The 23,565-nt window shown below is 71.6% G+C and carries 17 protein-coding genes; 13 read left to right on the top strand and 4 right to left on the bottom strand.

Annotated features, from left to right (window positions below):
* Positions 1 to 168: 168 nt before the first annotated feature.
* The gene (locus NYO99_RS08500; protein ID WP_268166735.1) at positions 169 to 2,052 is read left to right on the top strand and encodes a potassium transporter Kup; all 1,884 of its coding nucleotides are present in this window, start codon (positions 169 to 171) and stop codon (positions 2,050 to 2,052) included.
* A 105-nt stretch (positions 2,053 to 2,157) separates the two neighbouring features.
* Here NYO99_RS08500 and NYO99_RS08505 read toward each other — a convergent pair whose 3' ends face one another.
* On the bottom strand, positions 2,158 to 2,793 hold the full coding sequence (locus NYO99_RS08505; protein WP_268166737.1) for an NAD(P)H-dependent oxidoreductase: 636 nt from the start codon (positions 2,791 to 2,793) through the stop codon (positions 2,158 to 2,160).
* 101 nt (positions 2,794 to 2,894) lie between these two features.
* Complete coding sequence (locus tag NYO99_RS08510) at positions 2,895 to 5,276, bottom strand: TonB-dependent receptor plug domain-containing protein (protein ID WP_268166738.1); 2,382 nt, start codon at positions 5,274 to 5,276, stop codon at positions 2,895 to 2,897.
* A 131-nt stretch (positions 5,277 to 5,407) separates the two neighbouring features.
* Between NYO99_RS08510 and NYO99_RS08515 the strand changes: the two genes are divergently transcribed.
* The 4 genes from NYO99_RS08515 (at position 5,408) to NYO99_RS08530 (ending at position 10,642) form a co-directional block, all read left to right on the top strand.
* On the top strand, positions 5,408 to 6,745 hold the full coding sequence (locus NYO99_RS08515) for an APC family permease (RefSeq protein ID WP_268166739.1): 1,338 nt from the start codon (positions 5,408 to 5,410) through the stop codon (positions 6,743 to 6,745).
* Between the two features lie 10 nt (positions 6,746 to 6,755).
* Positions 6,756 to 7,940, top strand: a complete 1,185-nt coding sequence (locus tag NYO99_RS08520; RefSeq protein WP_422395485.1) for a benzoate/H(+) symporter BenE family transporter — start codon at positions 6,756 to 6,758, stop codon at positions 7,938 to 7,940.
* 66 nt (positions 7,941 to 8,006) lie between these two features.
* Entirely contained in the window at positions 8,007 to 8,951 is a 945-nt protein-coding gene (gene gshB, locus NYO99_RS08525) for a glutathione synthase (protein ID WP_268166740.1), read from the top strand.
* On the top strand, positions 8,948 to 10,642 hold the full coding sequence (locus NYO99_RS08530) for a DUF885 domain-containing protein (protein ID WP_268166741.1): 1,695 nt from the start codon (positions 8,948 to 8,950) through the stop codon (positions 10,640 to 10,642). Before gshB ends, NYO99_RS08530 begins: the two co-directional genes overlap by 4 nt.
* Here NYO99_RS08530 and NYO99_RS08535 read toward each other — a convergent pair whose 3' ends face one another.
* Positions 10,643 to 11,857, bottom strand: a complete 1,215-nt coding sequence (locus NYO99_RS08535) for a flavin-dependent oxidoreductase (RefSeq protein ID WP_268166743.1) — start codon at positions 11,855 to 11,857, stop codon at positions 10,643 to 10,645. It abuts the gene before it with no gap.
* A gap of 54 nt (positions 11,858 to 11,911) precedes the next feature.
* Between NYO99_RS08535 and NYO99_RS08540 the strand changes: the two genes are divergently transcribed.
* On the top strand, positions 11,912 to 12,445 hold the full coding sequence (locus NYO99_RS08540; protein WP_268166744.1) for a MarR family winged helix-turn-helix transcriptional regulator: 534 nt from the start codon (positions 11,912 to 11,914) through the stop codon (positions 12,443 to 12,445).
* Entirely contained in the window at positions 12,445 to 13,404 is a 960-nt protein-coding gene (locus NYO99_RS08545) for a Bug family tripartite tricarboxylate transporter substrate binding protein (protein ID WP_268166745.1), read from the top strand. Before NYO99_RS08540 ends, NYO99_RS08545 begins: the two co-directional genes overlap by 1 nt.
* A gap of 43 nt (positions 13,405 to 13,447) precedes the next feature.
* Here NYO99_RS08545 and NYO99_RS08550 read toward each other — a convergent pair whose 3' ends face one another.
* Positions 13,448 to 14,233, bottom strand: a complete 786-nt coding sequence (locus tag NYO99_RS08550; protein WP_268166746.1) for a CPBP family intramembrane glutamic endopeptidase — start codon at positions 14,231 to 14,233, stop codon at positions 13,448 to 13,450.
* Positions 14,234 to 14,354: 121 nt separating this feature from the next.
* Between NYO99_RS08550 and NYO99_RS08555 the strand changes: the two genes are divergently transcribed.
* From NYO99_RS08555 to fghA, 6 genes are all read left to right on the top strand, one after another.
* On the top strand, positions 14,355 to 16,766 hold the full coding sequence (locus NYO99_RS08555; protein ID WP_268166747.1) for a tetratricopeptide repeat protein: 2,412 nt from the start codon (positions 14,355 to 14,357) through the stop codon (positions 16,764 to 16,766).
* Positions 16,763 to 18,871, top strand: coding sequence for an FUSC family protein (locus NYO99_RS08560; RefSeq protein WP_268166748.1), 2,109 nt, complete (start codon positions 16,763 to 16,765; stop codon positions 18,869 to 18,871). Before NYO99_RS08555 ends, NYO99_RS08560 begins: the two co-directional genes overlap by 4 nt.
* An 86-nt stretch (positions 18,872 to 18,957) precedes the next feature.
* Positions 18,958 to 20,058 carry an S-(hydroxymethyl)glutathione dehydrogenase/class III alcohol dehydrogenase gene (locus NYO99_RS08565; protein WP_268167367.1) on the top strand — a complete coding sequence of 367 codons (1,101 nt, stop codon included), beginning with the start codon at positions 18,958 to 18,960 and terminating at the stop codon, positions 20,056 to 20,058.
* 1 nt (position 20,059) lies between these two features.
* Entirely contained in the window at positions 20,060 to 21,184 is a 1,125-nt protein-coding gene (locus NYO99_RS08570; protein WP_268166749.1) for a lactonase family protein, read from the top strand.
* 164 nt (positions 21,185 to 21,348) lie between these two features.
* A complete protein-coding gene (locus NYO99_RS08575; protein ID WP_268166750.1) occupies positions 21,349 to 22,683 on the top strand; it encodes a dicarboxylate/amino acid:cation symporter in 1,335 nt (444 codons plus the stop codon).
* A gap of 13 nt (positions 22,684 to 22,696) precedes the next feature.
* Entirely contained in the window at positions 22,697 to 23,521 is an 825-nt protein-coding gene (gene fghA / locus NYO99_RS08580; RefSeq protein WP_268166751.1) for an S-formylglutathione hydrolase, read from the top strand.
* Positions 23,522 to 23,565 lie beyond the last annotated feature (44 nt).

Here is a 23,565-nt window from a genome sequence, read left to right on the forward strand (position 1 = left end):
CCACCGCCGGGCCACCCGGCGGGCGGCCTGCCAGCGGCGCCTTCGGGCGCCGTTTTTCGTTGTCAAGGGTGGACGCCCGAAGATTGTTGCGCTGCACAAATCCCCAAAACCGGGCGCAGAATCGCGGCTTTCGAACAAACGCCACCCCAAGCCGGTGGCTTCCGCGACGTGAGTTCTTCCCACGCGGCCCGCAGCCCCTCGGCAACAGCAGGCCTGACCCTTGGCGCCCTGGGCGTCGTCTACGGCGACATCGGCACCAGCCCGCTCTATGCGCTGAAAGAGGTGTTCCACGGCGGCCATGTGGCCACCACCCCGGACAACATCCTCGGCGTGCTCTCCCTGCTGTTCTGGACGATGACCGTCGTCGTCTCGTTCAAGTACGTGCTGCTCATCCTGCGCGCCGACAACAACGGCGAGGGCGGCCTGATCGCCATGCTGGCGCTGGCCACCAACGCCGTGAACGACAAGCCGCCGCTGCGCCGCGTGCTGATGCTGGTGGGCCTGTTCGGCACGGCCATCTTCTTCGGCGACGCCGTCATCACACCGGCCATGACGGTGCTGGGCGCCATCGAGGGCATCGAGGTCTACGCGCCGCAGTACCACGACGCCGTGCTGCCCGTCACGCTGCTGGTGCTGGCCGGGCTGTTCGCGGTGCAGCGCTTCGGCACCGGCGGCATCGGCAAGGCCTTCGGGCCCGTGATGCTGGCCTGGTTCGTGAGCCTGGCGGCGCTGGGCCTGCCCTACATCCTCGACAACCCGCGCGTGCTCGCGGCCGTCAACCCGGTCTATGCGCTGAACTTCTGCCTGGAATACCGCTGGGTGGCCTTCGTCGCCCTGGGCGCCGTGGTGCTGGTGGTCACCGGCGGCGAGGCGCTCTACGCCGACCTGGGCCACTTCGGCAAGAAGCCCATCCGCATTGCCTGGTACGGCATCGTCATGCCCGCGCTGGTCATCAACTACTTCGGCCAGGGCGCCATGCTGCTGAACAACCCGGAGGCCATCAAGAACCCGTTCTACCTGCTGGCGCCGGACTGGGCCGAGATCCCGCTGTTCCTGCTCGCCATGGCGGCTGCCACGGTGGCCTCGCAGGCGCTGATCACGGCGGCCTTCTCGGTCACCAAGCAGGCCATCCAGCTGGGCATCATGCCGCGCCTGCGCATCCTGCACACCAGCGTGCGCGACACCGGCCAGATCTACGTGCCCTTCATCAACTGGAGCCTGTTCGCGCTGGTGGTGGTGGCCGTGGTGTTCTTCGGCTCGTCCAGCAAGCTGGCCGGGGCCTACGGCGTGGCGGTCACCATCGACATGACCATCACCACCGTGATGACCTTCTTCGTCATCCGCTACGGCTGGAAGTACCCGCTGGCGCTGTGCATCGCCGCCACGGGCATCTTCTTCGTCATCGACGTCACCTTCCTCGCCTCCAACCTGCTCAAGCTGGGCCACGGCGGCTGGTTCCCGCTGCTGATCGGCGTCTGCGTGTTCACGCTGATGCTGACCTGGAAGCAGGGCCGGCGCCTGCTGTCCGACAAGCTGCGCCAGGACGCCATCGAGCTGCCCGCCTTCCTGGAGGCCGTGTTCATCAACCCGCCCACGCGTGTGTCGGGCACGGCGGTGTTCCTGTCGGCCGAGCGCGGCAGCACGCCCAACGCGCTGCTGCACAACCTCAAGCACAACAAGGTGCTGCACGAGCAGAACATCTTCGTCACCGTGAAGCACCACGAGGTGCCCTTCATCGGCTTCGAGAAGCGCTGCGAGGTCGAATCGCTGGGCAACAAGTGTTGGCAGGTGTCGCTGCACTTCGGCTTCAAGAACGAGCCCGACGTGCCCGAGGCGCTGGCGCTGCTGAAGACGCATGGCGTGCAGCTGGACGACATGGAGACCAGCTACTTCCTGAGCCGCGACATCATCATCCCGACCATCGGCTCGGGCATGTCGCTGTGGCGCGAGAAGCTGTTCGCCAGCATGCACCGCAACGCGTCGGCGGCGGCGGACTTCCTGCACCTGCCGACCAACCGCATCGTGGAGCTGGGCAGCAAGGTCGAGATCTGAGCCTGTGCCCTGCGAAATCGCCGCAGCCGAGAGCGGCTTCGGGTCGACAGCAGGCCACCAACAGAAAACGGCCCCTCGGGGCCGTTGTTCATGCAGCGCTGAAGTTCAGATCGTCGAGACGAACTGGTCCTTCGCGCGGCGCACCTTCTTCAGGTTCACCAGCCAGTCGCCGTCCGCCTGGCGGTAGCCCAGGGGCAGCAGCAGCACGGAGCGCAGGCCGCGGGCCTGGAGGCCCAGGATCTCGTCGACCTGGGCGGGGTCGAAGCCTTCCATCGGCGTGGCGTCGACCTGCTCTTCAGCCGCGGCGATCAGCGCCGTGCCCAGGCCGATGTAGGCCTGGCGGGCGGCGTGCTGGAAGTTCTCTTCGGCGCTGCGGTTCGGGTAGACCGACAGCAGCTTCTGGCGGTAGGCCTCCCAGCCGTCGTTCTTGAAGCCGCGCACCTCGTTCGTCAGGTCGAACATCTGGTTGATGCGCTCGGCCGTGTAGTTGTCCCAGGCGGCGAACACCAGCAGGTGCGACGCATCGGTGACCTGGGCCTGGTTCCACGCGTGCTCGCGGATGCGGGCGCGCAGCGCCGGGTCCTGGACGATCAGCACTTCATAAGGCTGCAGGCCGCTGGAGGTGGCGGTCAGGCGCACGGCTTCCAGGATGCGGTCCAGCTTGTCCTGCGGCAGGGGCAGGGCGGGGTTCATCTTCTTGGTGGCGTAGCGCCACTGGAGCTTGTCGATCAGGGTGGTCATGGGAGGGGCAAACAACGCAAGGGGCGGCATGGTGCCAAGGCCGGCCTGCGGCTGCAGCGGGCCGCCGGCTTGGCCTTGGCGCGGCCCGGGATTGAGGGACGTCAGAAGTTCAGGCGGGCGCGGGCGTAGTAATACGCGCCGTTGAAGCCCACCGGCGACAGCACGTCGTACGGGAAGTTGCCGAAGTAGCTGATGTCGGCGATGGAGCGCGTCGGGTATTTGTCCGTCGCGTTGATGGCGCCCAGGCTCAGCGCCAGCGTCTTCGTGACCTGCACCTGGGCTTCCAGATCCAGCTGCCAGACAGCCGCGTAGGTCTGCGTCGGCACGAAGCCGTCGCCGAAGTCGAACACCCGCGTCGTGCTGCCGTGGCGCGTGGCGCGCGCCTGCAGGCCCCAGAGGCCGCCCTGCCAGTTGGCGCTGAGGATGTGGCGCTGGCGCGGCGACGCGTCGGTCAGCGTGTTGATCTCCTCCAGCCCGACGCTGCCGCCGCCGCGCACCGTGGTGCGGTTGACGGAGGCCGTCCAGCCCAGGCTCAGCTCGCCGCCCAGCGCGGCGCCGCGCCACTGCGTGACGAGGTCGGCGCCGCGGGTGCGGGTGTCCAGCGCATTGGTGAAGAAGTTGACGCCGTCGATGCCGCTCGCGCCGAACTTCGCGGCCAGCTCGCCGGCCAGGCCGTCGCGGCTGATGCGCTGCGACAGCGTGATGCGGTTCTTCACGCGGATCGCGTACGCGTCCAGCGTGGTGGACCACGCCTTGCCCGGCTGCCAGGAGACGCCCACGCTCGCGTTGCGCGAGGTCTCGGCCTTCAGGTCCTGCGCGCCGAGGTAGCGGGCGATCGGATGGTCCACCGGCAGCGTGCGCACCTGGCTCAGCGTGCCGCCGTCGCCGCGGTCGGTCACCGTGAACGCGAAGCCCTGCTGCGCGAGCGACGGCGCGCGGAAGTTGCTCGATACGGCGCCGCGCAGCGCCAGCGTGCGGTCCAGCGCCAGGCGCGTGGACAGCTTGGCGGTCGTCGCGCCGCCGAAGTCGCTGTAGTGGTCGTGCCGCAGCGCGAGGTTGGCCTGCCAGTCGCGCGTCAGGTCGGCGCTGAGGTCCAGGTACGCGCCGGCCACGCTGCGGTGGCGCGTCGTCGCGTCGCCCGCCTGCAGGCCCGGGCCGGCCTGCGCGCCGGCCGGCGCGTCGAAGGTGCCGACCGCGTACGACGCCGCGTCGCCCGCGCCGGTCACGAAGCCGTCGCGGCGCAGGTCCAGCCCCGCGGCCAGTGTCAGCGGCCGTGCGATGCCGGCGACGTTGATCTCATGGCTCAGGTCCAGTGTGACGCCGGTGAGCCGGCTGCCGAAGTCGGCCAGGTGGAACTCGCGCGGGCTGGTGGCGCCCAGCGACGCGTTGATCGTGCGGCGCACGCCGTAGTCGAAGTCGTTGCGACCGTGGTTCAGCGCCACGTCCACGTCCCAGTCGGCCCAGCTCGTCTTCAGGCCGGCCACCAGCTGCAGGTCGCGGTTGTCGCCGGTGGTCTGCGGGCGGTAGCCGTCGGGGTAGACAGCCTTCACGTTGGCCCCGCTGTCCGGGTAGCGGAAATAGGCCGCGCCCAGCGAGCGGCGCTGCTGCCAGGTGCCGAAGGCATAGGCGCGCGTGCCGGGCGCCACGTCCGCCGCGCCGTTGAACCAGGCCTGCCACTGGTGGGTTTGCGGCTCGCCCGGCGCGTAGTTGCGCTGGCCGATGGTGGCGAGGTTGGCGGCGCTCTGGTCTTCCCACGGCGGCAGCTCGTCCAGGCCGGCGCGGTTGGTGGCGTTGCGGTGCAGGCCTTCCAGGCCAGCGCGCAGGAAGCCGTTGCCGCCCAGCGCCCAGCCCTGCGTGACGCGGGCGGATTGCGTCTGCCCGTCGGTCAGCGTGCGGCCGATGGGCTCGAACTTCGTGTGGAAGGCGCCGAGCTCGGTGGTCAGCTCGCCGCCCGCCTTGCGCTCGTCCAGGATGATGTTGACGACACCGGCGATCGCGTCCGAGCCGTACTGCGCGCCGGCGCCATCGCGCAGCACCTCGATGCGGGCCACGGCCGACAGCGGGAGGGTGTTGAAGTCCACCGGGTTGGTGCCCTTGCCGGTCTTGGACTCCAGGTTCACGACGGCCGACGTGTGGCGGCGCTTGCCGTTGACGAGCACCAGCACCTGGTCGGGCGACAGGCCGCGCAGCTGCGCGGCGCGCACGTGGTCGCCGCCGCCGGAGTTGGACTGGCGCGGGAAGTTGAACGACGGCAGCAGCGCCTGCAGCGCGGCGGCGAGGTTGCCGTCGGCACCGGCGGCGCGCAGCACATCGTCGCGGCTCAGCACGTCCACCGGCACGGCGGTGTCGGCCAGCGTGCGGTCCTTGGCGCGGGTGCCGGTCACGACGACGGCGTCCAGCGCGGTGGGCGAGGCCTGGGCGAAGGCGGCGCTGGCAAGCAGGGCCTGCGAGGCGGCGAGGGCGATGTGGCGGAGGGTGGGCATGCGGGGCAGCGGTACAGCGGAAAGGGCCGAGAGCCTAGGGCCTGTTGGCCCCTTCGCTTCAGACAAGTTGCGCATATGCACATGCCAGGTCGCGTGCCGCTAGCATCGCGCCCTTTGCCCCGCGCTCCTTCATGACCGCCACATCCTCCGCCCAGCCCGAACGCCGCCTCGACGTGCAGCATGCCGGCGCGCTGTGCGTGGGCATGGTCATCGGCGCCGGCATCTTCAAGACCTCACCCATGGCCGCGCAGGCGCTGGGCGACCCGACGCAGCTGCTGCTGGCCTGGGCGCTGGGCGGCGTGCTGTCGCTCATCGGCGGCCTGTGCTTTGCCGAGCTGGCGGCGGCTTTCCCCGACACCGGCGGCGACTACCACTTCCTGCGCCGCGCCTATGGCCACCGGCTGGGCTTCCTGTTCGCGTGGTCGCGCTTCGCCGTCATCCACACGGGCTCGATGGCGCTGCTGGGCTTCGTCTTCGGCGACTACCTCGCGCAGGTGGTGGACCTGACGCCCTGGCTGGGCCCGCATGCCAGCGCGCTGATGGCGGCCGGGCTCATCGTGGGCCTCACGGCGCTGAACCTGCTGGGTGTGCGCGTGGGCCTGGGCACGCAGCTGGGCCTGAGTGCGGCCGTGCTGCTGGGCCTGCTGCTGCTGGGCCTGGGCGCGGGCGCACAGGTGCTGGCCGGCCACGCGCCCGCCACGCCGCCGCCGGCCGTGCCGGGCACGGACTGGGGGCTGGCGCTGGTGTTCGTGTTCCTGGCCTACGGCGGCTGGAGCGACGCGGCCACGCTGTCTGCCGAAATGCGCGACCCGCAGCGCGGCATCCCGCGCGCGCTGCTGCTGGGCCTGGGCCTGGTGATGGGCCTGTACCTGCTGGCCAACTGGGCCTACCTGCGCGTGCTGGGCGTGGCCGGCCTGGCCGCCAGCGACGCCCCGGCGGCCGACCTGATGCGCATCGCCTTCGGCCGCGGCGCCGAGCTGCTGATGGTCGGCGTCGTCACGCTGACCGCGCTGTCGGTGATGAACGCGCTGCTGATTGCCGGCCCGCGCACCACCTACGCCGCCGCGCGCGACCTGGCCACCGAATGGCACCTCGCCCGCTGGAACCATGCCCGCGGCACGCCCACCGGTGCCGTGCTGGCCACGGCCGGCGTGGCGCTGGCGCTGGTGGCCTTCGGCGCGTTCACGCGTGGCGGCTTCTCGACCATGGTGGACTACCTGTCGCCGGTGTACTGGTTCTTCATGACGCTGAGCGCGCTGGCCGTCATCGTGCTGCGCCGCCGCGAGCCGGAGGTGCCGCGGCCGGTGCGCGTGCCGCTGTACCCGTGGCTGCCGCTGCTGTTCGCGGGCAGCAGTGCTTACGTGCTGTGGTCCAGCGTCGTCTACGTGAAGGCCGGCGCCGTCGTCGGCGTGGTGGTGCTGGCCGTGGGTGCGCTGCTGCTGTGGGGGCACGGCCGGCGCTCGCGCTGACCCCGCCGCTATGCTGGGCCGCATGCGCCCGTTGCTGAAAGACTTTTCCCCCGCCACCGTCGTCGCCGGCTTCGTCGCCGTGCTGGTGGGCTACACCAGCTCGGTGGCCATCATCTTCCAGGCTACGGTGGCATTAGGGGCGACACCTGCGCAGACCGCTTCTTGGTTGTGGGCACTGGGCCTGGGCATGGGGCTGACCAGCCTGGCCCTGAGCCTGTGGACGCGCCAGCCGGTGCTCACCGCCTGGTCCACGCCCGGCGCGGCGCTGCTGGCGTCCACGTCCGGCGTAGCCATGCCCGAGGCCATCGGGGCCTTCATCGTCTGCGGCCTGCTCATCGTGGCGGCCGGCGCCAGCGGCGGGTTCGAAAAGCTGATGGACCGCATCCCGGTGGCGATTGCGTCCGCGCTGCTGGCCGGCGTGCTGGCGCGCTTCGGGCTGGACGCCGTGGCCAGCGTGAAGACCGACCCCGGCCTCGTGCTCGCGATGGCTGCGGCCTACTTGGCCGGCCGCCGCTGGTGGGCGCGCTATGCCGTGCCCGGCGTGCTGGCGGTCGGCATCGCCTACGCGCTGGGCGAGGGGCGTCTGAGCTTCGCCGGGCTGGACACGTCGCAGCTGTGGGCGCTGCCGGTGTGGACCTCGCCCACGTTCACGTGGCATGCCGCCATCGGCATCGCGCTGCCGCTGTTCATCGTCACGATGGCCTCGCAGAACCTGCCCGGCGTGGCGGCCCAGCGGGCCAATGGCTACCAGACGCCGGTGTCGGCCTCCATCACCGTCACCGGCGCCGCCACCACGCTGCTGGCGCCCTTTGGCGGCTATGCGTTCAACCTGGCGGCCATCACGGCGGCCATCTGCATGGGCCGCGAGGCGCATGAAGACCCGGCCCGGCGCTACACGGCGTCCATCGCCGCCGGCCTGTTCTACGTGCTGCTGGGCCTGGCCGGCGGCGCCGTGGCGCTGCTGCTGGGCGCCTTCCCGCGCGAGTTGGTGGTCGCCATCGCGGGCCTGGCCCTGCTGGGCACCATCGCCGGGGCGCTGGGCACGGCACTGAAGGACGAGGCCCACCGCGATGCTGCCATCCTGACCTTCCTGGTGTGCCTGTCGGGCGTCAGCGCCTTCGGCATCGGCGCGGCCTTCTGGGGCGTGGTGGCCGGTGGCGTCGCCACGGCGGTGGCCGCGTGGCGGCGGCCCTAGCTGGGCAGGGCTGAGGGCCCTGTGCAACACTGGCCGGACTGCACTGCGCTCACTGCACCGCCGACCATGAAGCTGCTTTTCGTTGCCGACCCGCTCGCCACCTTCAAGACCTACAAGGACTCCACCTTCGCGATGATGCGCGAGGCCGCCAAGCGCGGGCACACGCTGCTGGCCTGCGAGCCGCAGCAGCTGGTGTGGCTGCGCGGCGGCCGCGTGACGGCGCGGGCTGCCGTCGAGATTGCGCTGACCGGGGATGCCGACAACTGGTACACCGTGACCGCCACGGCCGACGTGGCGCTGGCCGACGTCGACGCGGTGCTGATGCGCAAGGACCCGCCCTTCGACCCCGAGTTCTTCTACGCCACCCACCTGCTCAGCCAGGCCGAGCGGGAGGGCGCGCGTGTGTTCAACAAGGCTGCCGCGCTGCGCGAGCATCCGGAGAAGCTCGCGATCATGGAGTTCCCCGAGTTCATCGCGCCGACGCTGATCACGCGCGACGCGGCCGAGATCCGCGCCTTCCACGCCGAGCACCGCGACATCATCCTGAAGCCGCTGGACGGCATGGGCGGCATGGGCATCTTCCGCGTCAAGGACGACGGCCTGAACCTCGGCGCCATCATCGAGACGCTGAACAAGGACGGCGCGCAGACGGTGATGGTGCAGCGCTTCATCCCGGCGATTGCCGAGGGCGACAAGCGCATCCTCATCATCGGCGGCAAGCCGGTGCCGCACTGCCTGGCGCGCATCCCGCAGGGCGGCGAGGTGCGTGGCAACCTGGCGGCCGGCGGCAAGGGCGTGGCCCGGCCGCTGACTGCGCGGGACCGCGAGATTGCCGAGTACCTGGGCCCCATCCTGGCCGCGCGCGGCCTGCTGCTGGTGGGCCTGGACGTCATCGGCGAGAACGTCACCGAGATCAACGTGACCAGCCCGACCTGCTTCCAGGAGATCACCGACCAGACCGGCTTCGACGTGGCCCAGATGTTCGTCGATGCGCTGGAGGCCGCGCTGTGAAGCGGCGTGAGTTTGTCGCGCTGGGTGTGGCCAGCGCCGCTCTGCCGGCATGGGCAAAGACCGCCGGGTTCGATGCCCAGGCCGAGGCCTTCCTCGAAGCCCTGTGGCAGCAGGATGCGGACGCCGCCGTCATGTCCGGCCGCTTCGAGTTTGCCGGGCGCATCCGCCTGCCCGGTGCCGCGCAGCGGGCCGCGATGCGCGGTTTCCTGGCCGGCTGGCGCCAGCGCTTCCAGGCCGTGCCCGAGGCCAGCCTGTCCACCGCCCAGCGCATGGACCGCGCGATGCTGCTCGCCAAGATCGAGAGCGATCTGTGGCGGCTGGACACCTTGCGCGAATGGGCCTGGAACCCCGCTGAGCACAACCCCGCCGCGCCCATCGACCTGACGCTGAACACCGACTGGGCCCCCGTGCAGCAGCGCGTCAAGGCGCTGCATGCGCGCATCCGGCAACTGCCGGCCTTCTACGCCGAGGCGCGCAAGAGCCTGGCCGGCGTCACGCGCGAGCACACCGAGCTGGCGCTGCAGCAGGCGCCGGGCGTGCTGGCGGTGCTGGAGGACCTGGAGTCCCACGCCCAGCAGGTGGGCCTGGGCGCGCTGATGCAGCCCGACCTCGACAAAGCGCGCCGTGCCGTGGCGGGCTACCAGGCACACCTGAACACGCTGCTGCCCGGGGCCAAGCGCAGCTTCCGCCTCGGCGCGGCGCTGTACGAACCCAAGTTCCGGCACGACATCCAGTCCGCCCGCACGGCGCGCGACACCTACGAGGCCGCGCTGGCCCGCCGCGAGGCCGTGCTGGCCAGCATGCAGACGCAGGCCACGGCGCTGTGGCCCCGCGTGATCGGCAGCGAGCCGCTGCCGGCCGACCGTTTCGCGCTGATCGGCCGCGTCATCGACAAGCTCAGCGTGCGGCACGTGGCGCGCGAGAAGTTCGTCGACGAGATCCGTGCGCAGATCCCGCAGCTGGAGGCCTGGATACGCCAGCACGACCTGCTGACGCTGGACCCCGCCAAGCCGCTGGTGGTGCGCGAGACCCCGGTCTACCAGCGCGGCATTGCCGGCGCCAGCATCGAGGCGCCCGGCCCCTACCGTCCGCAGGACAGCACGTACTACAACGTCACGCCGCTGGACGACCTGACGCCCGAGCAGGCCGAGAGCACGCTGCGCGAGTACAACCACTGGATCCTGCAGATCCTCAACATCCACGAGGCCATCCCGGGCCACTACACGCAGCTGGTCTATGCCAACCAGGCGCCCAGCAAGGTCAAGGCCTTGTTCGGCAGCGGCTCCATGGTGGAGGGCTGGGCCGTCTACGGTGAGCTGATGATGCTGGAGAGCGGCTATGGCGCCTCACCGGAGATGACGCTGATGTGGGGCAAGTGGCACCTGCGCTCGGTCACCAACACCATCCTCGACTACAGCGTGCACGTGCTGGGCATGAGCGAAGCGGACGCGCTGGACCTGCTGACCCGACAGGCCTTCCAGACCGAGCGCGAAGCCAAGGAAAAGTGGCGTCGCGTGCAGCTCACCTCGGTGCAGCTGACGAGCTATTTCAGCGGCTTCAGCGAGATCCACGCGCTGCGTGAGCAGCTGAAGGCCCAGCCGGGCTTCCAGCTCAAGGCCTTCCATGAGAAGTTCCTGAGCTACGGCAGCGCGCCGGTGCGCTTGATTGCGGCGGAGATGGGCAAGGCCTGATCAGGCCCGCTGCACCTGGTGCCCGGCAGCGGCCTTGTAGGCGTTGACCTCGGCCGCCACCTCGGCCGGGCTGATCACGTCAGCCAGCCGGGCGAAGCCTTCGGGGGCCAGCGCCTCCACTCGGTCCAGGATGGCGTCCAGCCCCTCGAGGCGGTTCATCTCGACGATGCGGGCGCACAGCGGCCGGCGCTCGTTTTCGTAGGTGGCCAGCGCCGCAGCCAGCTCGGTGTGGCGCGTCAACGCGTCGGCCAGTGCCTGCGCATCCATGATGGCCTGCGTGGCCCCGTTGGAGCCGATGGGGTACATCGGATGCGCCGCATCGCCCAGCAGCGTGGTGGGGCCCAGGCGCCAACGCGGCAGCGGGTCGCGGTCCACCATGGGCCATTCCAGCATCTGCTCGGCGCGGGTGATGAGGCCGGGCACGTCCAGCCAGTCGAAGCGCCAGGTGCCGAAGGTCGGCAGCAGGTCGTCCAGCTGACCCGGGCGGCTCCAGTCGGCGCGGTCGGGTGCGGTGAGGCCGGGCACCGGCTCGCGCACGCGGCGGTCGGCAATCCAGTTGATGAGCTGCAGCCCGTCGGCGCGCGGCGCGCTGAGCGGGTAGACAACGAACTTGGCCTGGCTGTGGCCGGCCTGCACCATGGTGCGGCCGTCAAGGAAGGGCGGCGCCCAGGTCGTGCCGCGCCACATCATGACGCCGCGCCAGCAGGGCGTGCCCTCGTCGGGCGCGAGTCGCTTGCGCAGCGCGGAGTGGATGCCGTCGGCGCCGACGATGAGGTCGGCCGCCTGCTCGCGCGGGCCGTCGGTGGTCTCGATCAGGGCCACGTGGCCGTCGCGCACGCCCACCACGCGCTGGCCGCTCAGCACCGTCAGCCGGGCGCAGGCCTCGCGCCACAGCAGCATCTGCAGCTCGCCGCGGTGGACGCTGAACTGCGGGTGGCTGTAGCCGCCATACACGCCGCGTGCATCGCGGTGGATGGTCTGGCCGTGCTTGTTGGCGAACACCAGGGCCGAGGTTTCCACCGCCATGGCGCGCAGCGCCGGCAGCAGGCCCAGGCCCTCCAGCACGCCCACCGCATGCGGCAGCAGGTTGATGCCCACGCCCAGCGGCCGCGGCTCGCGCACGGCCTCCAGCACCGTGACGGCATGGCCGCGTTGGTGCAGCGCCAGCGCCGCCGTCAGCCCGCCGATGCCGCCGCCCGCGATCAGGATGTTCATGGATTCAGGGTAAGCGAGATAGTTGCGCTACGCAACAAAAACTACCCTGAGTGCATGAGCAAGACCGACAGCGCTGCGGCGCCTGCGCCCGAGGGGCTGATGCTGCCCGTGCCCGGCGTGGACTATGGGCTGCTGGACGGTCTGCTGGGCTATGCGCTGCGCCGCGCGCAGAACGCGCTGTACCTGGACTTCCACCGTGCCACGGCCGCCTGGGACGTCAGCCCGCAGCGCTTTGCGGCGCTGGTGCTCATCGCCCGCAACCCGGGCATGCGGCAGGGGCTGTTGGGCCAGGCCATGGGCCTGCATCGCAGCGGCGCGCTGCGCCTGACCGATTGGCTCACCGCGCAAGGCTGGGCCGAGCGCCGCGACGCGCCCGACGACGCCCGGGCCTGGGGCCTGCACCTCACCGCCGCCGGCAAGCGGCGCCTGGCGCAGCTGGAAGCCGCCGTCGCCGCGCATGACCGCACACTGTTGGCCGGCCTCGGCGAGCAGGGGCCCGCATTGAAGGCGGCACTCGACCGCCTGGCCTGGGTGGCCACCGCCCAGAGCACGACACCGCAGAACAAACCCAGGAGACAGACACCATGATGGATCGCCGCCACGTTCTTGCCTCACTCGCGGCGCTGCCGCTGGCCGCCCGCGCACAGGGCCAGCCGCCGCGCCTCCTCGTCGGCTTCCCGGCCGGCGGTTCGGTGGACGCCACCGCGCGCCGGCTGGCCGAGTTCGCGCGCGGCAAGCTGGCCGACAGCGTGCTCGTGGAGCAGCGCGTGGGAGCCGGTGGCCGCATCGCCATTGCGGCACTGAAGGATGCCGCGCCCGACGGCCAGACGCTGCTCGTCAGCCCGTCGTCCATGTTCACCATCTACCCGCACGCCTACCGCAAGCTGGCCTACCACCCGGCCAACGACGTCATCGCCGTCGCGCCGCTGGCGCTGTCCACCTGCGGCTTCGGCGTCGGGCCCATGGTGCCGGCCACGGTCAGGACGCTGGCCCAGTTCGCCGACTGGGCCAAGGCCAACCCCGACAAGGCCGCCTACGCGTCGCCTGCGGCCGGCGCCATGCCGCACTTTCTGGGCAACCAGTTCGAGCGCGCCGCCGGCCTGGCCCTCACGCATGCACCCTACCGCGGCGCCGCGCCGGGCATGCAGGACCTGATGGGCGGCCAGATCGCGTCGGGCTGCTTCTCGGTGGGCGACTTCCTGCCCCACCTTGCCGCCGGCCGCGTGCGCCTGCTGGGCGTGACGGACAAGGCCCGCTCGCGCTTCGCGCCCGATGTGCCCACCTTCGAGGAGCAGGGCTTCAAGGGCATCGTGGGCGTGGAGACCTACGGCCTGTTCGTGCCCGCCCGCACGCCGCAGGCCGTGGTGGACAAGCTGTCCGACGTGGCCCGCGCTGCGGTGCGCGAGCCGGCCGTGGTGGAGGCGCTGGCCAAGCTGGGCTTCGAGCCGCTGAGCCAGGCGCCGGCCGACTACGCCCGCCGCCTGGCCGCCGAGCGCGACTACTGGGGCCCGGTGGTCAAGGCCTCGGGCTTCTCGTCGGACGACTGAGCGGGCGCTGCCGACAAGCGCTTGCTCCGCTGCTGACGCGCGCTCAGGCCGACGCCGCCAGGCGGGCGCCCAGCAGGCCCAGGCCGAACAGCAGCCAGTCGTTGAGGATGTGGGCGCCGGTGGACACCCAGATGTTCTTGGTCAGCAGCCAGGGCAGCGTGAGCACCAGGCGCGCCGAGCCGATGATGACGATGCACTGCACGAGGTTCCAGCCGTAGGTGGGCAGGTGGATGAGCCCGAACAGCAGCGACGACACGCCCCAGGCCAGCAGCACGGCCTGTCGGCGCCCCAGCCCGAAGCGCTGTGTCAGCAGCGCCATCAGGGCCAGGAAGGGCAGCAGCGTGATCAGTTCCTCGCCCAGCAGCTGCGGCAAGGTCTTCGCAAAGAACGTGAGGCGCTCGGTCGTGTCCATGGCGAGCAGCTGGCCGGCGGCGGCGTTGTTCGTCACGTCGCTGAAGCTGCGCACCAGGCTGCCGATGCTCATGCTGATGACCACATTGAGCAGCGCAAAGCCCACCATCAGGCGCAACTCGCGCGCGCCGACTCGCCCGAACACGGTCCGCCAGTGGTGCGGCGCAACGCGGGCCAGCGCGGCCAGCGGCAGCGCGACGAACAGCACCGCCGGTGCCAGCGTGCCGGCCACGCCGGCCGGCCAGGGCAGGGGCGCGATCAGCGCCGCAAAGCCGGCCACCACGCCAGCCATGACGAGCAGCCATTGGGCGGCGGACAGCGCCACCGGCCGGCCGTTGTAGAACGGAAAGTCGCCGCTCCTGCCTTCCAGCCGCAGGCGTTGTGAGGGCGGGAGGGGGTGAGGGGCGTGCTGGGTCACGGGGGCCTTTGTGGCAGAGGGGGGCGGGGCGCAACGGGCCCGCATGATGGCCCGGCCGCGTCGCGGCAGGCAAGCCTGCCGGCAGGGCTAGCATGCGCCCCTCATCAATGGAGTTGATCTCATGCCCTGGCGCCGCCTGGCCGTTGGCCTCGCAGTCTGTCTCTCGCTGCACACCGCCGCGCTGGCGGCCACCGACACCGCCCGGCTGCACACGCTGCTGACCGCGCAGCGCTATGCGCAAGCCCGGCCCGCGCTGGACGCGCTGCTGCGCGTGCGCCAGCCCGACGCCGCCGAGCGCGCCGTGCTCTACCAATGGCTGTTCGCGCGGGATGACACCGCTGCGGTCGCACGTCGCACCCGCCAGGTGCTGACCGACGCGCGGGCCGAGGCCGTGGACCTGCTGGCCGCCGGGCGGCTGGCGCTGTCGCTGCAGGACCATGAGCGCGCGCGCCAGTGCTTCGAGCGCGCGCTGCGCCAGGCCACGCGCCCGGCCGAGCGGGCCGAGGCGCTGCGCGGCCTGGGCCAGCGGCACTACCAGCTGCGCGAGTTCGACGCCTCGCTCGCGCAACTGGAGCAGGGCCTGGCCGCCGAGCGCACGGCCGACGGCCTGAGCGCGCTGGCTGACACGCTGATCCGCCTGGGCCGTACCGAGGACGCCATCGCCGCCGCCGAGGCTGCCGTGGCGCTCAACCCGCATCACGAAGCCGCCCACTACCTGCTGGGCAACGGCTATGTGCGCGAGAACTACACGCAGCTCGCCGCGCGGCTGGGCGGCGAGCTGGCGCCGCTGCTGGCCGAGGTGCGGCGTGCGTCCGACGCCTTCGAGCAGGGCCGTTTCGACGAGGCGCTCGCGCTCAGCCTGGCCGTGCTGCAGCGCTGCCCGCAGCTGGGCCGCGCGCATGCCATCGCGGCCAAGGCGCTGGAGTCGCAGCGCTTTGCCATCGACGTGCGCCGCGCCGACTACGAGCGCCGCTTTGCCGCCACGCCCATGCCGGTCATCCCCGGCATCGAGCGCTATGTGCTGAACTGGCAAGACCTGTCCCCGCGCCACCGCAAGCGCGTGGCGCTGTCGGTCGCGCCGTGGAAGGCCTTCATCCCGGTGCTGGTGGAGGGCGGGGCGACGCACTTCATCAAGCCGATGTGGATGCGCCTGTCCGAGACGCCGCAGGCGCAGGCGCTGAAGGACGCGCGCATCGACTACGACTCGCGCCTGTGGGACGACGTGCGCGGCATGGGCGGCCACTTCACCGTCACCGGCATCGAGGACGTGGAGCGCAGCATCTTCGACAAGTACAACACCGTGCTGCACGAGCTGACGCACCAGGTGCACGGCGTGCTGACGGCCGACCAGGCGCGCGAGATCCAGGCGCTGTACGCCCGCGCCAAGGCCCGCGACGCGAAGACGCGCCAGGCCTTCCTGTCGCGCTATGCGGGCGGCTCGGTGTGGGAGTACTTCGCCGAGGGGGCCAACGCCGAGATGTCGCCGCGCCGTGACGCCTTCGACGGCCGCGAGATCGTGCGCGAGCGCCTCGTCGCGACCGACCCGGCCCTGCGCGCGCTGGTGCGCCGGCTGTTCGCGCTGCGCGACACGCGGGCCAGCCTGCCGGTGGCGCTGGTCAAGGCCGGCCAGCAGAAGCTGGAGGACGGCAAGCTGGCCGAGGCCACGCCGCTGTTCGAGCGCGCGCTGGCGCTGGCCCCGGCCGACGAGGACGCGCTCGGCGCCCGGCTCTACGCGCTGGCGCTGGCCGGCGAGGGCGACGCGGCCCGCGCGCTGGCGGGCCGCGCGCTGGCCCGCCACCCGCGCAGCGGTGCGCTGCATGTCACGGCGGCCGATGCGCTGTGGCATGGCGGCGCCTCGCTCGCGGCCGACGTGGTGCCGGCGCTGGCCCGCGCCGCCGCCGGGCTGCAGGGCGAGGACGCCTTCCGCGTGAACCTCGCGCTGGCCGACCACCACCGCCGCCTGGGCCAGGTGGCGCCCGCGCTGGCCGCCTACCAGGCCGTGCTGGCCTACCAGGGCGACCAGCCCGAGGCGCTATGGGGCCGCGCCGCCACGCTGGCGCTGGACGGCCGCTGGGACGCCGCCTTTGCGCAGTACGAGGCCGTGCTGCGGCTGCGCACGGGCCTGGTGCCGCTGCGCCGTGACTACGCGCTGGACCTGCTGCGCGCCGGCCGCGTGGACGCTGCCCGCGTGCAGCTGCGCGAGGCCCTGCTGCTGGACCCGCGCGACCCCGACACGCTGGCGCTGCAGGGCTGGCTGGCGCTGCAGGCGGGCGACGCGCCCGGCGCTCAGCGCATTGCCGAGCAGGCGCTGGCGCTGGGCGGCTGGAGCGACCTCGCCCGCATCGTGCAGGCCGGCGCGCTGCAGGCCCAGGGCCAACAGGACGCTGCGCAGCAGGCCATTGCGCCGCTGCGCCAGCGCATGGCTGACGGCAGCGCGCCACGCTACGTCTACCGCGCCGACAAGTCCGCCTGGTTCTCGGTGCATGAGCTGCCGGCCAGCGAGCGCCGCGTGCTGGCGCTGCTGGTGAAGTGAAGGCCTTCTTCCAGCGCCTGGAGGCGGCGCACCTCAACGGCCTGAGCGTCGCGCTCGGCGTGGCGGTGGTGCACCTGGGCGTGGACGCCGTGTTCGGCGACACCGCCGGCCTGGCCGCCGTGGGCGGCGCCGTCTGCGCCAGCCTGACCGATGTGCCCAACCCGCCGCAGCGGGTGCTGCCGCGCGTGCTGCCGGCAGCGTTCGCGGCCGGGCTGGTCACGCTGGGCGTGGGGCTGGCGCACGGCTCGCTGCCGCTGACGCTGGCCCTGGTGGCGGTGGTGGCCTTCCTGTCGCTGATGACGCTTGCCTGGGGGCTGCGCGCCGGGCCGCTGTCGTTCTCGCCAGTGCTGGCGCTGGTGTTCGCGATGGCCTGGGACCGCACCGCCGGCGCGGCCTCGCCGGTCGAGCATGCGCTGTGGGTGGCGGTGGGCGGCTTTCTGTACGCCGGCTGGGCGCGTGGCGCGGCCGTGCTGCTGCGCCACCGGCTGCGCGAGCTGGCGCTGGTGCAGGCGCTGCGCGCCACCGAGCAGCGCATGCGCTCGCGGGCCCAGCGCATTGCGCTGGCGGTGGGCGCCGAGGAGGCGCGAATCCGCGCCTCCATCGCCGACGACGTGGCGCTGGCCGACGCGCTGCAGGCCGCGCGCGACCAGGTGTTTGCCGCCCGGCGCTCGCCGCGCAGCCGCAAGCAGACCGACCTGGTGCTGGGCCTGATCGAGGTGCGCGACCTGCTGCTGGCCAGCCGGCTGGACACCGAGCTGCTGGGCCAGGACTTCCCCGGCCGCCAGTGGCGCGCGGCACTGGCCGACACACTGCGCCACCTGGCCGATGCGCTGGCCGCGCTGGCCGACACGCTGGCCTCGGGCGCGCCGCTGCCCGAGGTGTCGGCCGAGGCCTGGCGCGCGCAGCTGGCGGCGCGGCTGGCCGACGTCAGCGCGCCCGCCGGTGACTCGCGCGGCCACCTGGTGTCGGCGCTGCAGTCGCGGCTGGGTCACATGATCGACGACGTCTGCGCCATGGTGGCCCGCCAGGCCCGCACGGACGACCCGCCCAGCCCCTGGACGCCCGAGCGGCTGGCGCCCTTCCTGTCGCCCGAGGGCTGGCCGCTGGCCGCGCTGCGGCCGCACCTGACGCTGCAGTCCAGCGTCATGCGCCATGCGCTGCGCTCGGCCATGGCGCTCACGCTGGCCTACGGCCTGGGTGCCGCGCTGCCCTGGGCGGCGCACCCGTTCTGGCTGCTCATCAGCGTGGCCGTGGTGCTGCGCGGCAACCTGGAGCAGACGCTGTCGCGCCGCAACGACCGCATCGCCGGCACGATGCTGGGCTGCCTGTTCGTGATGCTGCTGTCGCATGTGAGCTGGGTGCCGCTGCTGAGCCTGTGCTTCGTGGCGGCCGTGGGCACGGCGCATGCCTACGTGAACCGCCGCTACCGCGTGGCCGCCACGGCCGCCACGCTGATGGCGCTGCTGCAGCCGCTGATGCTGGACCCGAGCAGCGACCCCGCCATCGTCGAGCGCATCGCCGACACCTTCATCGGCGCCGGCCTGGCCTGGCTGTTCAGCTTCGTGCTGCCCAGCTGGGAGCGCGCCGCCGTGCCGCGGCTGGGCGCGCAGCTGCGCGGCGCGCTGGCGCGCCACGCCGGCAACATGCTGCAGTGGCGGCCCAGCGCCGAGGCGCAGCTGGCGCAGCGCGTGTCGCGCCAGCAGGCCTACACGGCGCTGGCCGGCCTGGCCGCGGCCGCGCAGCGCACGCGCGTGGAGCCCGAGAGCGTGCGCCTGCCGGAGGCCGACATCGAGGCCGCGCTCAGCCACGGCTACCGGCTGATGGCGCTGCTGGGCGCCGTGCAGCAGCTGACGCAGCGCCGCAGCGACCGGCTGGACGAGGCCCGCGCCCAGGCCGCACTGCCGCTGGCCCGCACCGCGTGCATGGACGTGCTGGGCGGCGCGCCCATGACAGGCACCGCCCCGGCCGACACGCCCGACGGCGATGCCGGCGCCTGGCCCGAGCACCTGGGCCAGCACGACCTGACCCCGTGGCTGCTGCGGCGGCTGCGGCTGTGCCGCCACGAGGCGCGCGAGTTCGTGGCGGCGCTGGAGCGGCTGCCGTAACCCCGCCGCTGCACGCAGCAGCCGCCACGCGGTGTAATGCGGCAGGAATCAATGCGCCTGGCGCGCCAAGGAGTCACCCCATGCCCATCCAAACCCGTGCTGCCGTCGCCTGGAAGGCCGCCGCCCCGCTGACCATCGAGACGCTGGACCTGCAAGGTCCGCAGGACGGCGAAGTCCTCGTCGAGGTCAAGGCCACCGGCATCTGCCACACCGACGACTTCACGCTGTCCGGCGCCGACCCGGAAGGCCTGTTCCCCGCCGTGCTGGGCCATGAGGGCGCGGGCGTGGTGCTGGAGAGCAAGGTGCCGTGGCTCAAGCCCGGCGACCACGTCATCCCGCTCTACACGCCGGAATGCCGTGAGTGCAAGTTCTGCCTGAGCCGCAAGACCAACCTGTGCCAGTCCATCCGCGCCACGCAGGGCAAGGGCCTGATGCCCAACGGCACGTCGCGCTTCAGCCTGAACGGCGAGCCCATCTTCCACTACATGGGCACCAGCACCTTCTCCAACCACATCGTCGTGCCCGGCATCGCGCTGGCCAAGATCCGCCCCGACGCGCCCTTCGACAAGGTCTGCTACATCGGCTGCGGCGTGACCACCGGCGTGGGCGCCGTGCTGTTCACGGCCAAGGTGGAGGCGGGCGCCAATGTCGTCGTGTTCGGCCTGGGCGGCATCGGCCTGAACGTCATCCAGGGCGCCAAGATGGTGGGCGCCAACAAGATCATCGGCGTGGACATCAACCCGGCCCGTGAGGCGATGGCGCGCAAGTTCGGCATGACCGACTTCGTGAACCCCAAGGATGTGCCCAACCTCGTCGACCACCTCGTGCAGCTGACCGATGGCGGCGCTGACTATTCCTTCGAGTGCGTCGGCAATGTGCAGCTGATGCGCCAGGCGCTGGAGTGCACGCACAAGGGCTGGGGCCGCAGCATCATCATCGGCGTCGCGCCGGCGGGCGCGGAGATCAGCACGCGGCCGTTCCAGCTGGTCACTGGCCGGCACTGGGAAGGCTCGGCCTTCGGCGGTGCCCGTGGCCGCACTGACGTGCCCAAGATCGTCGACTGGTACATGGACGGCAAGCTCAACATCGACGAGCTGATCACGCACAAGCTGAAGCTGGAAGACATCAACGAGGGCTTCGAGCTGATGCGCCGCGGCGAGAGCATCCGCTCGGTCGTCGAGTTCTGACGTGGTGCGGGCGCTGGCGCTGCTGGCTGCCTGGCTGCCGCTGGCCGTGATGGCCGAGACGCGGGTCTACATCGGCACCGACACCGGCGGCGACAGCCAGGGCATCTACGTCGCCACGCTGGACGAGGCCAGCGGCACGCTGTCGCCGCCCCGGCTGGCGGCGGCCGTCGGCAACCCGGGCTTCCTGGCGCTGCATCCGTCCCGGCCGTTCGTCTACGCGGTGAGCGCCAGCCGCGCGGCGGACGGCGCGTGGCGGGAGGAGGTCGCCGCGTTCGCGATGCAGCCGGACGGCCGCCTGGCGCTGATCAACACACAGCCGTCGCAGGGCAGCGGCCCCTGCCACCTGGCGCTGGACGCGAGCGGGCGTGTGCTGCTGCTGGCCAACTACAACGGTGGCAATGTCGTGTCCTACCCGGTGCGCGACGACGGCAGCCTGGGGCCGGCGGCGTCCACGCTGCAGCACGAGGGCGCCAGCGTCCACCCGCAGCGCCAGACGCGGCCGCACCCGCACGGCATCTACCCCGGCCCGACGCAGGCGCTGGCCTATGTGCCCGACCTGGGGCTGGACCAGGTGCTGATCTATCGGCTGGACGCCGGCACGGCCCGGCTGGCGCCGTCGGCCGCCGGGCGTGCGGCCACCGAGCCTGGCGGCGGGCCGCGCCACCTGGCCTTTGCGCCCGATGGCCGCCATGTCTATGTGGCGCTGGAGCTCAGCTCGCGCGTGGCGGCCTATCGCGTGGATGCCGTGAGCGGCGCGTTGCATCCGGTGCAGGCGCTGTCCAGCCTGCCGCCGGGCGCCGCGGCCGAGGGCAACACGGCGGCCGAGATCCTCGTGCACGAGAGCGGCCGCTTCCTCTACGTCTCCAACCGCGGGCATGACAGCCTGTCGGTGTTCGCGATCGACCCGCAGGACGGCACGCTGCGCTTCGTCGACAGCACACCCAGCGGCGGCCGCACGCCGCGCAGCTTCGGCCTCGTGCCGGGCGGGCGCTGGCTGGTGGTGGCCAACCAGGGCGGTGGCAGCGTCGCCGTGCTGCGCATCGACCCGGACCGCGGCACGCTGACGCGCACCGGCAGCGAACTGCGCATCGACAGGCCCAAGCACGTGCGCATCCTGCGCCGCTGAGCGACGCGACGCTTTGCCGTGCGAGAACCGCGGCTTCGCGGCCCGCCGCCTTGCACGGCCGCGGCGCGGTTCGGATGTGGGAACACACAATCGCCACCGCCGGCCCCGGCCCCTAAGCTGACGGTTACAGCCAGTTCCAACCGCAGGACTGGACGGAGCCGTTCATGCATCACACCCCCACATCCAGGCAGCCGCTGTACAAGTCGCTGTACGTCCAGGTCATCACCGCCATCGTCATCGGCGTGCTGGTGGGCCACTTCTTTCCGCACACCGGCGAGGCGCTCAAGCCGCTGGGTGACGGCTTCATCAAGCTGATCAAGATGATCATCGCGCCCATCATCTTCTGCACGGTGGTGGTGGGCATCGCCGGCATGGAGGACATGAAGCGCGTGGGCAAGACCGGCGGCTACGCGCTGCTGTACTTCGAGATCGTGTCCACCATCGCGCTGGTGGTGGGCCTGGTGGTGGTGAATGTGCTGCAGCCGGGCGCCGGCATGCACGTGGACCCCGCCACGCTGGACACCAAGAGCATTGCCGCCTACACCGCGCCGGGCAAGATGCAGGGCACGGTGGACTTCCTGCTGGCCATCATCCCCACCACGGTGGTGGACGCCTTCGCCAAGGGCGAGATGCTGCAGGTGCTGCTGTTCTCGCTGATGTTCGGCTTTGCGCTGCACCGCTTCGGCGGCCGCGGCACGCTGATCTTCGACGGCATCGAGAAGACCTCGCACGTGCTGTTCGCCATCGTCGGCATGATCATGAAGCTGGCTCCCATCGGCGCGTTCGGCGCGATGGCCTTCACCATCGGCAAGTACGGCGTGGGCTCGCTGCTGTCGCTGGCCAAGCTGATGGGCGCGTTCTACGCCACCTGCTTCTTCTTCGTGTTCATCGTGCTGGGCTTCATCACCCGTGTGCACGGCTTCTCGGTCTGGAAGTTCATCAAGTACATCAAGGAAGAGCTGTTCATCGTGCTGGGCACCTCGTCCAGCGAATCGGTGCTGCCGCGGATGATGGCCAAGCTGGAGAACCTGGGCGTGCGCAAGTCCACGGTGGGCCTGGTCATCCCGACCGGCTACTCGTTCAACCTGGACGGCACGTCCATCTACCTGACCATGGCCGCCGTCTTCATCGCGCAGGCCACCGACACGCCCATGACGCTGACGCAGCAGCTCACGCTGCTGGCCGTGCTGCTGCTGACGAGCAAGGGCGCGGCCGGCGTGACGGGCAGCGGCTTCATCGTCCTGGCGGCCACGCTGTCGGCCGTGGGCGAGGTGCCGGTGGCGGGCCTGGCCCTGATCCTGGGCATCGACCGCTTCATGTCCGAGGCGCGCGCGCTGACCAACCTCGTCGGCAACGGCGTGGCCACGGTGGTGGTGGGCAAGTGGACCGGCGACCTCGACACCGAGCGCCTGCAGGCCGTGCTGAACGAAGAAACCCCGGCGCAGGCCGACGAGCCCGAGGCCGTTCTCGATACAGTGGACCAACGCATGGCCACTTGAGGGAAGGTTGAGGATGGAACTGTTGTCTGAACACGGCTGCTTTGGCGGCACCCAGCGGTTCCACCGCCACGCCTCGGCCGAGATCGGCCTGCCCATGCGCTTCGCGCTGTACCTGCCGCCGGCGCCCAAGGCGCTGCTGGTGTTCCTGGCCGGGCTGACCTGCACCGAGGAGACCTTCACCATGAAGGCCGGTGCCCAGCGCCTGGCCTCGCAGCTGGGCCTGGCGCTGCTGATGCCCGACACCAGCCCGCGCGGGGCGAACGTGCCCGGCGAGGCCGAAGCCTGGGACTTCGGCGTCGGCGCGGGCTTCTACCTCGACGCCACACAAGCACCATGGGCCCGGCACTGGCGTACGGAGAGCTACCTGTTGAACGAGCTGATCCCGCTGGTGCAGCGCGAGACCGGCCTCACCAAGACCGGCCTGTTCGGCCACTCCATGGGCGGCCACGGCGCGCTGACGTTGGCGCTGCGCCACCCGGGGCGCTTCCAGTCGCTGTCGGCCTTGGCGCCCATCGCGGCGCCTGCGCAATGCCCGTGGGGCCACAAGGCGTTTGCCGGTTATCTGGGTGACGACAAGGCCGCCTGGGCGGCGCACGACGCGAGCTTGCTGATGCGGGCGCAAGCGGCTGCGCCGTACCCGCAGGGCATCCTTATCGACCAGGGCCTGGCCGACAAGTTCCTGGCCGAGCAGCTGCACCCCGAGGCCTTCGAGGCCGCCTGCGCCGCCGCCGGCCAGCCGCTGACCTTGCGCCGCCACGCCGGGTACGACCACGGCTACTACTTCATCGCCAGCGTCGTCGACGACCACCTGCGCCACCACGCCGAACGGCTGATCTGATCTGACAAAACCGCGGGTCGGTGCCGGGCCGTCCCCTCGGGGAC

Source organism: Roseateles hydrophilus, from assembly GCF_026712245.1.
GTDB classification, from domain to species: domain Bacteria; phylum Pseudomonadota; class Gammaproteobacteria; order Burkholderiales; family Burkholderiaceae_C; genus Pelomonas; species Pelomonas hydrophilus.

Excerpts from the sequence above, each read along its gene's own strand:
- NYO99_RS08505 (WP_268166737.1), bottom strand. The coding sequence starts at position 2,793 with ATGACCACCCTGATCGACAAGCTCCAGTGGCGCTACGCCACCAAGAAG.
- NYO99_RS08510 (WP_268166738.1), bottom strand. The coding sequence starts at position 5,276 with ATGCCCACCCTCCGCCACATCGCCCTCGCCGCCTCGCAGGCCCTGCTT.
- NYO99_RS08515 (WP_268166739.1), top strand. The coding sequence starts at position 5,408 with ATGACCGCCACATCCTCCGCCCAGCCCGAACGCCGCCTCGACGTGCAG.
- NYO99_RS08520 (WP_422395485.1), top strand. The coding sequence starts at position 6,756 with ATGCTGGGCCGCATGCGCCCGTTGCTGAAAGACTTTTCCCCCGCCACC.
- gshB (WP_268166740.1), top strand. The coding sequence starts at position 8,007 with ATGAAGCTGCTTTTCGTTGCCGACCCGCTCGCCACCTTCAAGACCTAC.
- NYO99_RS08535 (WP_268166743.1), bottom strand. The coding sequence starts at position 11,857 with ATGAACATCCTGATCGCGGGCGGCGGCATCGGCGGGCTGACGGCGGCG.
- NYO99_RS08540 (WP_268166744.1), top strand. The coding sequence starts at position 11,912 with ATGAGCAAGACCGACAGCGCTGCGGCGCCTGCGCCCGAGGGGCTGATG.
- NYO99_RS08545 (WP_268166745.1), top strand. The coding sequence starts at position 12,445 with ATGGATCGCCGCCACGTTCTTGCCTCACTCGCGGCGCTGCCGCTGGCC.
- NYO99_RS08555 (WP_268166747.1), top strand. The coding sequence starts at position 14,355 with ATGCCCTGGCGCCGCCTGGCCGTTGGCCTCGCAGTCTGTCTCTCGCTG.
- NYO99_RS08575 (WP_268166750.1), top strand. The coding sequence starts at position 21,349 with ATGCATCACACCCCCACATCCAGGCAGCCGCTGTACAAGTCGCTGTAC.
- fghA (WP_268166751.1), top strand. The coding sequence starts at position 22,697 with ATGGAACTGTTGTCTGAACACGGCTGCTTTGGCGGCACCCAGCGGTTC.